Here is a 13,338-nt window from a genome sequence, read left to right on the forward strand (position 1 = left end):
AGCTCATCTCCGAAAGAAGCCCGCGCCACGCTGAGACCAGCCGTCAGTGTCGCCCGCCTCTGCCGAAGCCGCCGCCACCGTGACCGCCGCCGAAGCCACCAGGACCGCCTCCCGGAGGGCCAACGCCGCCTAGTCCGGGGGGACCGCCGCCTGGGGGCTCGCCTGGACCGAGGCCTCCGTGGCCGCCGCGCCCGCCGTGCGCATCAGGGCGGCTGCCACCGGGGACATTGGATCCACCGCCACCACTGTGCCCTGGCGCTCCGCCGGGTGTCCGATCGGGCCCGGGCGGACCCTGCATCGAAGATCCCGGGAAATGACTTACCGACTGGACCGATTCAACGCGCAAACCCTGGACGCCATCGCGAACGGCATTCACCACCACGCGCATGTCCTTGCCCGGCTCGAAGCGCGACGTGTCGCGCGCCACATATCCTGAACCGAGCTGCAGATTGGGACCGACGCGCCGCACATAAGCTTCAATCGACAAGCGCGTGGCGCCGGACAAATCAGAGAGGTCATCGGCTCTCGCGCGCGCGACCTGCATTGTGCCTTGCAGAATACTTCCTTCGACCTGAACGCGTTGACCAACCAGCGCGGCATCGACGCCGCCGAGCCGCAAGCCACCGATCCTCAAGCCGTCGCGACCCCGTTCCAACGGTCCCGTCACACGCGTGGTGACGTTGCGACGCTGCTCGACCAGGCTTGCGACAATCACGCCGTCGGTGCGCCGAAGCCCTGAGACAGCCACTTGCGTACCAACGCGACGCCAGCTTTCACGACCCGTCGACACGACGTTCTGGCCGAGGACGGTCATCTCGCCGCCCTTGATACTTTCAATCGGCCCTATGACTTCGCTGACCGCGTCGATGCGCCTGGTGGTCAGCGTGCCGTTCGACTGGCGCTGCGCCACGACGCGCGCAACATGCCCGATCCGCAACGCCTTCACTGACGCAGCCTCGCCGTCGATCCTCACCGGCACGTCCGGTGCGTAGCCGATGCGCTCGCCGTTGACGAAGATGCTGCCGAAACGCTGGATGACGCCGACAATGCCGGTGCCGCCGATCCCGTGATCATCGCCGCGCGAGATCCCGGTGCCACCGATGCCCTGGTCGTTGCCGCGCTTGACCTGTGCCCATAGTGGGGACGTTCCGGCGAGCCAAAATCCCGCCAGCAGCAAGCGACGCGTGATGATTGGGGGCTTCGTCATCACTGACCGCCTTCACCTGCATCATCAGCCGCACCGTCCGGATCTTCGGAATAGATGTAGACGCCGAAATTCCACCGGCTGTTGCCGCCCTTGTCCTTGGCCAGCGCGCGGTTGGCTTCGCGGTTCGCGACCTTCAATGCCTCCATCGCAAGTTCGCGCGAGCGCGCCTCCAGCCGTTTCGCCAATTTCGGCGAGAGACCGTCGTAATGCACTGCGCGTTCGAGGAAGCGCGGCGCCGGCCCGGAAACGTTCTCCGCTGCCGCCGCAACGTGATCATGTAGGTTGCGGCCGAGATAGTGCCATTTGCGATCGTCGTCGCCCCGCGGCACAAAGCCGGTGTCGACCAGCACGATCTCATCGTCGCCATTGATGGTGACGAGCTTGCGATCCTGCCATTCGTCAAGCACCGCGCGCGGGCGCACGTCCTTTGTGATGGACTCGACGAGCTGCTCGAACGACGGCGCGTCGCCTTCCGCGGTGCGCGGCAGCGGCAGCGGCTCGCCTTTCGCATCGGTGAACTCAGGCGCGGCGAGCCAGCGCGCGATGATCGCGCTGGTGCGCGACAGCGTGGTCGGCGCCTCATGGACCGGCGCGCCAGCGCCGCGCAACCGTGCCACCTCCTTGCGATGGATCCCGGTGAGCAGGCTGACGCGGCTGTCGGTCTGCTCCTTGCCCTCCAGCTCGAAGTCGTGCTCGGCGACGTTGACAAAGAGCTCGCGCAACAACTGCGCCAGTGCCGGAAATGTCATGCCGCTGCGGATGCAAAGCCGGACCAGCGGACGCAATAGCCGCGCCAGCGGCGCATGCAGCTTCGCCGCGGCGTTCGGCTGGTGCGAGGCCGGCTTCGAAATCCCGGATTTGGCATTCATGGCAAATTGTACCGGCACGCGGCGTGGGACACAATCCCACATTTTTCTGAATCATGATTGACGTGTGAAATATTCCCACATATTAAAAACCGTCAACCGCGGGGAAATCGACGCATGTCTGGCCGTTCGGTCCGAGTTTCCGCCTCCACCACCAGCGATGTCCTGACCGAGCGCGACAGGCGCGACGGTGGGTTAACCAACGGTGATAGTTCTATGTGCTTTGACTTGTGGCTGGCGGATGCGTGCAGGACGGCGGACGTCTCCTATGACGACTTCATCTTGACGATCGCTATCGGTGGTTACCCCTGCCTGCCGGGTACTGCCCCCGGCTCTCCCCGCACCTTCGACGAAACCGATCTGCTCGCACTCTACGTCTATGGCCGGTTGCTTGCCTTCGGTCTCAACGTCCTGCGGGCTGGCGAATATGCTAGTCGCGTGCATGACGCGCTGAGAGCCAACGCGGACACGACATCCGTCGCTATCGTCGCCACGTCACACGGCGGCAAGCGTGTGGTGGTCGAGCTCGAATCACAGGCGCCGGCGCGATCCGAGAAGATCGAGTTCGACATCTCCGAGATTCAGAAATTCCTGAACAGGCGGATCGAACGCCCCCGCGAAGAGCAAACCCAAGATCAATGAGCTGTCTGATCCCAGTACACCACACCGCCCGGCGCCTGTCGGTGCTTCATATCCACTATCCCGACCTGTTTGGCAGGACGCACTCGGTGCAATGGGACTGGCCGGCGTCGCGCTTCTAACCTCGCCGTTCCACAGTCACCTAACGTGGAACCGGCGCGCGCCCGCGTCGGTGAAATTTTTTGGGCCCCGTGTCGGCTCGCAGGGAGGCCAGGCGTCCTTGGGGCAGAGACTGAGCCAACCCAACCAAATCCTCCGATATACTCCGCTCAGTAATGGAGAAAGTAACGTCATGTCCCAAGGCAATACCGTTCGTTTGCACCGTGTCTTCGCCACCAAGCCGGAGAAGGTTTTTCGCGCCTTCCTCGACGCGGAAGCCATGGCCAAGTGGCTGCCGCCCTACGGCTTCACCTGCAAGGTCCACCATTTGGAGGCGAAGGTTGGCGGCACATTCAGGATGTCGTTCACGAATTTCACCACGAATGCGGGCCATTCGTTCGGCGGAGAATATCTGGAGATCGTCCCAAACGAGCGTATCCGCTACACCGATCGCTTCGACGATCCCAATCTGCCCGGCGTTATTGAGGTCACCGTGACCCTCAAGGCAGTGTCGGTCGGTACCGAAATCAACATCGAACAGACAAACCTGCCGACGGTGATTCCGGTCGAAGCCTGCTATCTCGGCTGGCAACAATCGCTTTCCCAGCTCGCGTCACTCGTGGAGCCGGATATTCCGGAATAGTAACGGCCTGAGGAGAGGCACCACGCTGTGGTGCCTTATCCTCTAATGCCCGACCTCGCCCGTAATGGTGTCGCCGAACAATTCCCACGCCTCGCCGTTGAACTTCATCAACTGCATCTGCTCGATCGGGAAGAAATCATTCGGCGCCGTGTTGATCTTGATACCCGGCAGCAGCACGTCGCTGGTGAAATCCTTCAGGTTCGCGGCCTGCTTCATCACGTTCTCACGGGTGAGGTTGTCGCCGCACTGCTTCAGCACCTGGACCATGGTCTGCGCCGTTGCATAGCCGTAGATGTTATTATTGTTGGTCTTGTCGCCGTCGGGGAAATATTTCTCCATGAAGGTGATCCAGGTCTTGATGCCCGGATCGTCCTTCCACAATGGATCGGTCGGGTCCTTCAGGTAGGCCGTCGAGATGATGCCTTTGGCATTGTCGAGACCCGCGGGCTTCAGCACCGTTGCTACCGAGGTCGAGACGTTGCCGAGGAAATAGACCGGCTTCCAGCCGAGCTCGGCGACTTTGCGGATCGCCTGCGCCGCGCCCTTGGGCGCCGCCCAGGTCACGAGGATATTGGCGCCGGAATCCTTCAGCGCCACGATCTGCGAGTCGATGGTGGGATCCTGGACCTCATAAGACTTGTCGGCGATGATCATGCTGGCCTTGTCACCAAGGCCGTCGCGCAATCCCTTCATCTGGTCTTTGCCGGCGTCGTCGTTCTGCCAGAGTGCGGCGATCTTGCCGTTGGGATAATTCTTCAGGATGTAGGCGGCGTAGATGCGGCCCTCGCTCTGGTAGTTCGGCTGCCAGCCCATCGTCCACGGAAAATTTTGCGGATCGCCCCATTTGGTGGCGCCGGTCGCGACAAAGAGCTGCGGCACCTTCTTGGCGTTCATGTATTTCTGGGTCGCCGAGTTCGACTGCGTACCGAGCGGCTGGAAGATCAGGAGCACCTCGTCGCTTTCCACCAGCTTGCGCGCCTGCTCGACGGCTTTCGGTGGACTGAAGGCGTCGTCATAGCTGATGAAGTTGATCGTGCGGCCGTTGATGCCGCCTTCAGCGTTGACCTTGTTGAAATAGGCCGCCTGCGCCTTGCCGATCGTGCCATACGTCGACGCCGGGCCGCTATAGGGCATGATGTTGCCGACTTTGATTTCGGTATCGCTGGCGCCGGGATCATATTTCTTCTGTGCGTCGGCCGTGGTGGCGACCATTGCAGCGACGGCGAACGCCGTCAGGGCACCAAGGTTCTGCAAGCGAACCGGCATCGTTTTCTCCCGTCGTTTCTTGTTCTGACCAGATCCTGTTTTGACGAAGTCTCGCAAGCCGCTGCAACGCTTGCAAGCATGTGCTTATTCCGCATGACGAAACAGCATTGTTGCCCGGCGCAAATTGTGATTGATGCGGATGGCGCCATGACTTGGCGTAATTGCAAGGCCCAGAGGTTGGACAGGATTGAAACAGAACACACGAATTGGTCCGCGACACCCCAGGCTCGCGGCCGGGGGTTTCCGCTTCGCACGCTGGCTGGCGGCGAAGACCATGGGGCTTGCGGGATTTCACCAACTCGGATCTGATTTCGCCGACGCGCAGATTGCGCATGTTCGCGAGAAGCTCGCGCGAGGCGAAGCCGTCTATCTCGCTGGCCTCGGCGCACCCGGCACGCATAATTCAGGCCTGGCGCTGGTCGAGGTGACGCAGGCGGAAGGGCCACGGCTGATCGTCAGCAACGAGGAAGAGCGCTTTTCCGGCAACAAGCACACGACCGAATATCCGAAGCTGTCGATCGACGCTGCGGTGGCGACGCTGCGAGGCATGGGCCGCGATATCGGCGATATCGATGCCTGGCTCACGAGCTGGGATTACCCGACGCTCGCCGGCACGCTGGCACGCTCGGTGCTGGAGGAATTGCCGCAGAGCTTTAAGCTCGCGCGCACCACCGAGGCCGCCGGCTTCGACGGCCGCCGCCTCGACCAGATGACGCGGACACCGAAGATCCTCGCGCGCCAGCTCGGACTTGCCGAGCGCGTGCCGCTGATCTGCCTGCCGCATCATGACAACCATGCCTGGTTTTCCTATGCGGCCTCGCCGTTCACCGATGACAGTGAACCAACGGCGGTTGCGGTGCTCGACGGCACCGGCGACCAGGGCTCAATCTCGCTTTACGTCGTCGAGAACGGCGCGCTGCGCCAGCTCTACTGCAACGACAGCATGTTCGATTCACTCGGCGCGTTCTACAGCGTGATCTCGTCGACGCAGGGCGGCTGGACCTGGCTTTCCAGCGAGGGCCGATACATGGGCGCCGCCGCGTGGGGTGACATGGACCGTGCGAGCAATCCCTATTATGCGCGGTTGCGAGACGTGCTGCATTTCGGCAGCAACGGCGATATCAGGCTTAATCGTGCAATGGCCAACTGGTATTGCGACCCCTTCGATCATCCCTACAAGCAGGCGCTCACCGATATCCTCGGCGAACCGCTCAGGCCGGACCAGCTCTGGAATCCGGATGCGGTGCTGCGTGTCGAGGACATCCATCACCGCCCCGACACCAAAGACCGCCTCGACAAGGCGGCCGCGACCCAACTGGTGTTCGAAGACGCCATGATCCACGTCGTCGACCATCTGTTACGCGTCACCGGCGCCCGCCGGCTGGTCCTGACCGGCGGCGTGGCGTTGAACGCGGTCGGCAATATGCGATTGCTCGAGCATTTCAATGAGGCCTGGTTCGCCGAGGCGCAGCAGCGCAATGCGCGGCTCCATCTGTGGGTGCCGCCGGTTCCCGGCGATCCCGGCGTTACCATCGGCGCCGCCTGGCTGTTTGCGCATCTGGCGGGCGCGCCGCGCGGTGCGCCGATGACGCACGCCTTCTATTGCGGCACGCCGCCATCGCAAGACGACATCGTCCGCGCCGTCGGGGCTGATGACATCGCCTCGCAACGGATCGGCGATATCTCGACCTCTGACGGCCTCGACGCGATCGCCGACCTGATGGCATTCATGGTGGCGCAAAGCGGCGTTATCGCGCTGTATCAGGGGGCGGCCGAAACTGGCCCCCGTGCGCTCGGCCACCGTTCGATCCTCGCCAACCCCTGCGACCCCAAAGCGCGCGAGCGCCTCAACGAGCGCGTCAAATACCGCGAGGCCATTCGCCCGCTGGCACCGATGGCGACGCTGGAGGCGGCACAACAGTATTTCGAACTGCTGCCCGGCGCCGCGGATGGCGGCTACAACGCCTACAATTACATGGTGCTGACGGCGCATTCGAAGCCGCATGCCCGCGAAAAAATTCCGGCGGTCATTCATGCCGACGGCACCGGCCGCATCCAGATCGTGCGCGCAGGCGACGATCCCCTCACCTACGCCTATCTGAAGGCGCTCGGGCGCCATATCGGCGTCGAACTGTCCGTCAACACCTCATTCAATGTCGCAGGTCCCATCGCGCAAACGCCGCAGCAGGCGATCGACACGCTGCGCCGCTCAAAAGGGCTCGATGCCGTCATCATGGTTGCCGACGACGGCACCGTGCACGCGGCCTGGCATGGCGGCGAGCGCGACAGCGGAAGGTTCAGAAACTGGCTTGCTGACTGGAAGGCATCAGCTTCCAGCCAGCCTGCCTGATAATTCGCTTCTTCCCTGAGATCGGGTGATCCACCGGTTCAGAGATCGACGCGTTCGCTCGCAACAGCCTTGCGTTCCGCCATGTTGAACCGGCCGCTATAGATCGGGCGCTCACCGGTCGTCGGACCAGGATACTGGACGATGAATATCTCCCCGCCCGTCTCGGTGCGGAATTCGCCTTCAAAGTGCGGGTCGGGATGGAATAGCACCGTTCCCGGACCATGCAGCGTTCCGTCGATTGAAAACTCGCCTTTCAGGATGTGCCAGACCTGCGCGAAGCCATGATAGTGCTCGGGGTGATAGGCGCCGGGCTCAAGCCGCAGAATTCCCGCGTTCGGTTCGGTCGGCCGTTCCGGTCGCGGATGAAAAAGCATTTTGCCTGTTTCTCCCGGCCAGCGGATCGTCTCCCATTCGGCTTCGTCGAAATGGCGCGCCTCGTAAGGCTTGTGATCCTTTCGCGACGCTTCGCGCGCAGTCGTCAGTTCCGCATTAGCGGCCGCGGTATCGGGAATCTCCTTGCTCCTGACAGCACTCATTTTGCTCTCCCTTTTGCCGTGCTCTCTCGTTCGCTTTTCCTGCCCGCAATATTGCTCCACCACTCAACCGCGATGGCCGACTGATTTTCGATTGATGTCACCATGAGCAGGCGCGCACTGTCGGATCCGCGCGCCCATGCCATATGCGGTACGTCTGAGCGCAAATGAATCGAATCGCCGCGCTCCAGCGTGATGGTTTCGTCGCCCACCTGAAATTCGACACTGCCTTCGAGGACAAAACACATTTCTTCGCCTGGATGCGCGACCAGCGTCGGCTTGCGTGGTTTTGCCGACAATTCGAGCAGGAAAGCCTCCAGCCGCTGCTCGCCAATGCCCGAAGCCAGCTTGCGCCAGGCATAATTTGCATCAGCGCCCTTCGGTGGAACGGCATCGATTGACCGCACCACGCGATACGCGCGCGTCCGGTCCTCTCCTTCGATGTCGGCAAACAATTCGGCCGGCAGCAACTGAAGGACGCCGGCAATTTCCAGGAGATTACCGATCGAACACGCGATGAGTCCGCGCTCGATCCGCGAGAGAAATGTCGCCGATAGGCCGACCATTCCGGCGAGTTCATCGAGCGTCAAACCGCGCGCCGAGCGGGCCCTGCGAATGACGGCTCCAATTGCGGCAAGGCGAGCCGCCTCGCGGGCGCGCCGGCCAGCTTCTACCGAAACCACGCTACTCCCCTCATTTGCTTATAAGGCAAATCATATTGCTGTATAGGCAAATGTCAAGTTGGCCTCGCGTTGCCTGCACGGGCGAACCAACGTTCGAGAAACTTCAGCACGCGGCCGTCGATCACGAGCAGCGCGCTGCCGATCACAAGCGCGCCCGCGATTTCACGCGGCGAAATCTGCTCGCCGAGTACCAGGACGCCCAGCAGGATCGCAGTCACGGGTATCAGCAGCGTCACCAGCATGACATTGGTGGCGCCGGAGCGCCGCAGGATCTGAAAGAACACGATATAGGCCAGCGCCGTCGACAAGCCGGCGAGGCCGGTCACGGCGAGCCATGTCGCAGTCCCCGGCATCGGCAACTGCCAGGGACGGTCAATGAATGCGGCCACGACGGTCATCATCGCGGCCGAGGCCAGCATCTGAAACGTCGCCGTGCCGAGCGGCGGCGAGTTTGACAGCAGCCGTCGCGCCAGCAGCGCCGATAGTCCGTAAGAGAAGGCGGCCGCAAGGCAGAGCAGAATGCCGAGGCCCTGCCCGCTCTCCAATCCAAACCGGCCGCCCTGGAGAATGATCACGCCGATCAAGCCTGCGATGACGCCCGCGATCCGCCGCGCAGACAGCTTTTCCTCACCCGCCACTGCCATCACGACCACGGTGAACAGCGGCGTGGTCGCGTTCAGGATCGAGGCCAGCCCGCCCGGGATATAGGTCTGCCCGACCACGATCAACGAGAATGGCGCTACGTTGTTGAGAAGCCCGATCGCGATAAACGGCCGCCAGCCCGACAGGCCGGCCGGGAAGCGGATGCGGTAGAACCACAACAGCGGCAGCAGCATGATCGCCGCGAGCGCGACGCGCAAAAACACCACCGTGAACGGCGGCAATTCCTTCAGCACCACGCTGTTGAAGAAGAACGACCCACCCCAGAGGATCGAGAGCAGGCCGAGCAGCGACCAGTCGCGGGCGTCGATCGATGAGTCTTTTGCGGTCATTGCGGCTCAGGTCCGGGAGGCAAAAGGCTCTAGTCAGCCGCGCCGGACTTTGCCACCCGATTTCCGGATACAGCTAGTCGACGTCCTCGACCTGGCCGGGCGCGGTGCCGAATGCGCGCTGCGCCAGGGTTGCCGCCATGAACTCGTCGAGGTCGCCGTCGAGCACGCCCGACGTATCCGAGGTCTGCACGCCGGTGCGCAGGTCCTTCACCATCTGGTAGGGCTGCAGCACGTAGGAACGGATCTGGTGGCCCCAGCCGATATCGGTCTTGGCGGCCTGATCGGCAGCGGCCTGTTCCTCGCGCTTTTTCAGTTCGATTTCATAGAGCCGCGCGCGCAGCATGTCCCAGGCCTGGGCGCGGTTCTTGTGCTGCGAGCGGCCGGCCTGGCAGACCACCGCTACGCCGGTCGGAATATGCGTCAGGCGCACCGCGGATTCGGTCTTGTTGACGTGCTGCCCGCCGGCGCCGCCCGAGCGCATGGTATCGGTGCGCACATCCGATTCCTTGATGTCGATCTTGATCGAGTCGTCGACCACCGGAAAGATCGCGACGGACGAGAACGAGGTGTGCCGGCGCGCATTGGAATCGAACGGCGAGATCCGCACCAGACGGTGCACGCCCGCCTCCGTCTTCAGCCAGCCATAGGCGTTGTGCCCGCTGATCTGGATGGTCGCGGATTTGAGGCCGGCTTCTTCGCCAAGGGTTTCTTCCAGATATTCGATCTTGAAGCCGTGGTTCTCCGCCCAGCGCGTATACATGCGCAAGAGCATCGCGGCCCAGTCCTGGCTTTCGGTGCCGCCGGCGCCGGCATGCACTTCAAGATAAGAATCGAACCGGTCGGCCTCGCCCGATAGCAGCGCTTCCAGCTCGCGGCGGGCGACTTCCTTCTTCAGGGCCTTCAGCGCGTTCTCGGCCTCGACCACGACGCCTTCATCGTTCTCGGCCTCGCCGAGCGCGATCATCTCGACATTGTCGTCGAGCTCACGCTCGACCTTGCCGATGCCCTCCAGCGCATCCACCAGCGAGGTGCGCTCCTGCATCAGTTTCTGGGCCTTCTGGGGATCGTTCCAGAGATTGGGATCTTCGGCGAGCTTGTTCAGCTCGGCGAGGCGAGCCGTGGATTTCTCGACGTCAAAGATGCCTCCTCAGCAGCCCGACTGACTGCTTGATCTCTTCAACGAGGCGTTCGACTTCGGCGCGCATAGGTCTCTCTGATCTGCGGTCGGAACCGCTACTGGATAGAGCCTGATCGGTTCTGAGCAAATCAGAACCGGGCTTTGTCTTGTCTGAGGCGTCGGATGTAGCGGCGTCCGCCGCAAAGCGCAATCGGCTAGTAAAGCCCGCCGGTTCCCGGACGCATGATGTTGCCGGCGTCGGGCTGCTGGTAGCCTTGCGGGTATCCCTGCGGCATCCGGCCGTCCGCATCGGCGACCCCGATCACGGAGTAATTATCCGGCGGCGCGGTGCCCGGCTTGAACGCTTCCAGGATGGTGCGGCCACCCTCGCCCGGTCCGGCGCGCATGCCGCTCTTGGCATCGACGCGGACGAGCTTGATGCCAGCAGGTACCTTGAAGGGAGTCGCCGGCTTATCGGCAAGCGCCAGCTTCAGGAAGTCCTTGGCGATCGGGGCGGCCAGATGACCGCCGGTCATGCCGCGGCCGAGATTGCGCGGCTTGTCGAAGCCGACATAGATGCCGACCACCAGGTCCGGCGAGAAGCCGATAAACCAGGCGTCCTTTTCATCGTTGGTGGTGCCGGTCTTGCCGGCGATCGGCTTGCCGACTTCCTTGACCACCGTCGCGGTGCCGGCCTGCACCACATACTCCATCATCGAGGTGATCTGATAGGCCGTCATCGGATCGAGCACCTGCTCGCGGCGGTCAACGAGCTGCGGCTCAACCTGATTCTTCCAGCCGCCGGGTGCGTCGCAGCCGCGGCATTCGCGGGCATCATGCTTGAAGATGGTGCGGCCGTAGCGGTCCTGAATGCGATCGATCAGGGTAGGCTTCACGCGGCGACCGCCATTGGCGAACATCGAATAGGCCGTGACCATCCGCATGACCGTGGTTTCGCCGGCGCCGAGCGCATAGGACAGATAGTTCGGCAACTCGTCGTAGACTCCGAAACGCTTGGAATACTCGCCGATCAAGGGCATGCCGATGTCCTGGGCCAGCCGCACCGTCACCGTATTCAGCGAATTCCGCAGAGCGTTGCGTAGCGTGACCGGTCCCTGGTATTTTCCGGAGGAATAGTTTTCCGGGCGCCAGACGCCGACGCCCTGCCCCTGGTCGATTTCAATCGGCGCGTCGACCACGACGGTTGACGGCGTATAACCGTTGTCCATCGCCGCCGAATAGACCAGCGGCTTGAACGACGAGCCCGGCTGCCGATAGGCCTGGGTCGCGCGGTTGAACTGACTTTGGTCGAACGAGAAGCCGCCGACCATCGCCAGCACACGGCCGGTCCACGGATCCATGGCAACCATCGCGCCCGAAACTTCCGGCAATTGACGCAACCGATACTGGCCTTCGACCGGCTTGCCTTCCTTGTCGAACAGCGGGTCGGCATAGATCACGTCACCCGGCGACAGCACCTGCGCCACCGAGGTCGGCGTCTTGCCCCTCGTAGGACCCGAGGCCGCCTTGGCCCAGCGCACGCCATCGAGCGTGATGATGCCGGTCTGCCTGGCCTTGCTGACGGCGCCACCGAGTTCGCGGCCCGGCTGGAAGCCGATCCGCGCCGATTGGTCTGATGTCTCCAGCACCACCGCCATCCGCCAAGGCGAGATGTCGCCGAGTGATTTGACGTCGGCGAGCTTGACGCCCCAGTCGCCGGAAATATCGAGCTTCGAGGGCGCGCCGCGCCAGCCGCTCGCCTCATCATATTTGACGAGACCGGCGACCATGGCCTTGCGCGCCATCACCTGCATCTTCGGGTCGAGCGTGGCACGGACCGACAATCCGCCTTCGTACAGCTTCTTTTCGCCGTAGCGCTCAAAAATGTCGCGCCGGACTTCCTCGGCGAAATATTCGCCGGCAAAGATATGCGCGCCGTTGCCGCGGCTGGTGGTGACGTTGAGCTGTTCCTTGCGGGCCTTGTCGGCATCGGCCTGCTTGATCCAGCCGTTTTCTACCAGACGATCGACCACGTAGTTGCGCCGCTCGACCGCGCGATCGCGGTTACGCACCGGATGCAGCGCCGCAGGCGCCTTCGGCAGCGCCGCCAGATAGGAGGCCTCCGCGATCGTGAGTTCGTTCACCGACTTGTCGAAATAGACCAGCGAGGCCGCCGCGATGCCGTAGGCGCCGAGGCCGAGATAGATTTCGTTGAGATAGAGCTCGAGGATGCGGTCCTTCGAATAGGCGCGCTCGATGCGCATCGCCAGCAAGGCTTCCTTGATCTTGCGGGTGAAGGAAACCTCGTTGGTCAGAAGGAAGTTCTTGGCGACCTGCTGGGTGATCGTCGAGGCACCCTGCGGTCGACGATTGGAGCCGAAATTCTGCGCATAGAGGACGGCCGCGCGCGCCATGCCGGTGAAGTCGATGCCGCCATGCTCGTAAAAATTCTTGTCTTCGGCCGCGAGGAACGCGTTGATGACGAGTTTTGGCACCGCTTGAATCGGCAGATAGAGCCGGCGCTCCTTGGAATACTCGCCGAGCAGCGCACCGTCAGACGCGTGCACGCGCGTCATCACCGGCGGCTCGTAATCCTGAAGCTGCGAATAGTCGGGCAAGTCCTTGGAGAAATGCCAGATCGCGCCCGCGACGCCGGCGACGCCGACCAGGAACACGACGGTCCCGGCAGCGAACAGGAAACCCAAAAACCGGACCAGCAAGCGCATTATCGAAGTTTCCGTTCCAACCCTGTGCGCCGGTATCTGCGGCGTCTATCCTAGCCACGGCAATCCAGCCGAACGAGTTGCCGCTACGCGGTCGAACACTAAAAGGTCCGGCGGACAATAATTTACCGATTCCGAAGACCAGCCGTCGATTTTCTATACCGTTGCCGCTGTGGCCAAACTAGGGCTTGGTGCACCGGATGGCATGCTTTTCAGCCTG

General features: G+C 62.7%; 11 protein-coding genes. 3 read left to right on the plus strand and 8 right to left on the minus strand.

Annotated elements, in window-relative coordinates; genetic code table 11:
- Nucleotides 1–43: 43 nt before the first annotated feature.
- Nucleotides 44–1,207, minus strand: a complete 1,164-nt coding sequence (locus GWE18_RS17525) for a DUF5666 domain-containing protein (RefSeq protein ID WP_275186938.1) — start codon at nt 1,205–1,207, stop codon at nt 44–46.
- Nucleotides 1,207–2,076 carry a DUF6502 family protein gene (locus tag GWE18_RS17530; protein ID WP_275186939.1) on the minus strand — a complete coding sequence of 290 codons (870 nt, stop codon included), beginning with the start codon at nt 2,074–2,076 and terminating at the stop codon, nt 1,207–1,209. Before GWE18_RS17530 ends, GWE18_RS17525 begins: the two co-directional genes overlap by 1 nt.
- Nucleotides 2,077–2,190: 114 nt before the next feature.
- Here GWE18_RS17530 and GWE18_RS17535 point away from each other — a divergent pair, with 114 nt between their 5' ends.
- Together GWE18_RS17535 and GWE18_RS17540 are read left to right on the plus strand one after the other, a co-directional pair.
- Nucleotides 2,191–2,715 (plus strand): hypothetical protein, encoded by a 525-nt coding sequence (locus tag GWE18_RS17535; protein WP_275186940.1) that lies wholly within the window; start codon nt 2,191–2,193, stop codon nt 2,713–2,715.
- Nucleotides 2,716–3,004: 289 nt separating this feature from the next.
- Nucleotides 3,005–3,454 (plus strand): SRPBCC family protein, encoded by a 450-nt coding sequence (locus GWE18_RS17540; RefSeq protein WP_275186941.1) that lies wholly within the window; start codon nt 3,005–3,007, stop codon nt 3,452–3,454.
- Between the two features lie 42 nt (nt 3,455–3,496).
- On the opposite strand, the gene GWE18_RS17545 is transcribed toward GWE18_RS17540, so the two are convergent.
- Complete coding sequence (locus GWE18_RS17545; RefSeq protein ID WP_275186942.1) at nt 3,497–4,720, minus strand: ABC transporter substrate-binding protein; 1,224 nt, start codon at nt 4,718–4,720, stop codon at nt 3,497–3,499.
- Nucleotides 4,721–4,907: 187 nt separating this feature from the next.
- On the opposite strand from GWE18_RS17545, the gene GWE18_RS17550 reads away from it, so the two are divergent.
- Nucleotides 4,908–7,070, plus strand: coding sequence for a carbamoyltransferase C-terminal domain-containing protein (locus GWE18_RS17550; protein WP_275186943.1), 2,163 nt, complete (start codon nt 4,908–4,910; stop codon nt 7,068–7,070).
- Nucleotides 7,071–7,108: 38 nt separating this feature from the next.
- On the opposite strand, the gene GWE18_RS17555 is transcribed toward GWE18_RS17550, so the two are convergent.
- The 5 genes from GWE18_RS17555 to GWE18_RS17575 form a co-directional block, all read right to left on the minus strand.
- Nucleotides 7,109–7,606: a hypothetical protein gene (locus GWE18_RS17555; RefSeq protein WP_275186944.1), complete on the minus strand. Its 498-nt coding sequence runs from the start codon at nt 7,604–7,606 to the stop codon at nt 7,109–7,111.
- Nucleotides 7,603–8,286, minus strand: a complete 684-nt coding sequence (locus GWE18_RS17560; protein ID WP_275186945.1) for an XRE family transcriptional regulator — start codon at nt 8,284–8,286, stop codon at nt 7,603–7,605. The genes GWE18_RS17555 and GWE18_RS17560 overlap by 4 nt, the downstream gene beginning before the upstream one ends.
- Nucleotides 8,287–8,339: 53 nt before the next feature.
- Entirely contained in the window at nt 8,340–9,278 is a 939-nt protein-coding gene (locus GWE18_RS17565; protein WP_275186946.1) for a DMT family transporter, read from the minus strand.
- Nucleotides 9,279–9,351: 73 nt separating this feature from the next.
- Nucleotides 9,352–10,483 (minus strand): peptide chain release factor 2 gene (gene prfB, locus GWE18_RS17570; protein WP_156438336.1). Its coding sequence is split into 2 segments (ribosomal slippage): nt 9,352–10,413 and nt 10,415–10,483, totalling 1,131 coding nucleotides; the frame shifts between segments, so codons are not numbered across the junction.
- A 127-nt stretch (nt 10,484–10,610) separates the two neighbouring features.
- A complete protein-coding gene (locus GWE18_RS17575; protein ID WP_275186947.1) occupies nt 10,611–13,121 on the minus strand; it encodes a penicillin-binding protein 1A in 2,511 nt (836 codons plus the stop codon).
- Nucleotides 13,122–13,338: the final 217 nt, after the last annotated feature.

Origin of the sequence: Bradyrhizobium sp. CSA112 (assembly GCF_029051645.1) — a bacterium.
Taxonomy (GTDB): Bacteria; Pseudomonadota; Alphaproteobacteria; order Rhizobiales; family Xanthobacteraceae; genus Bradyrhizobium.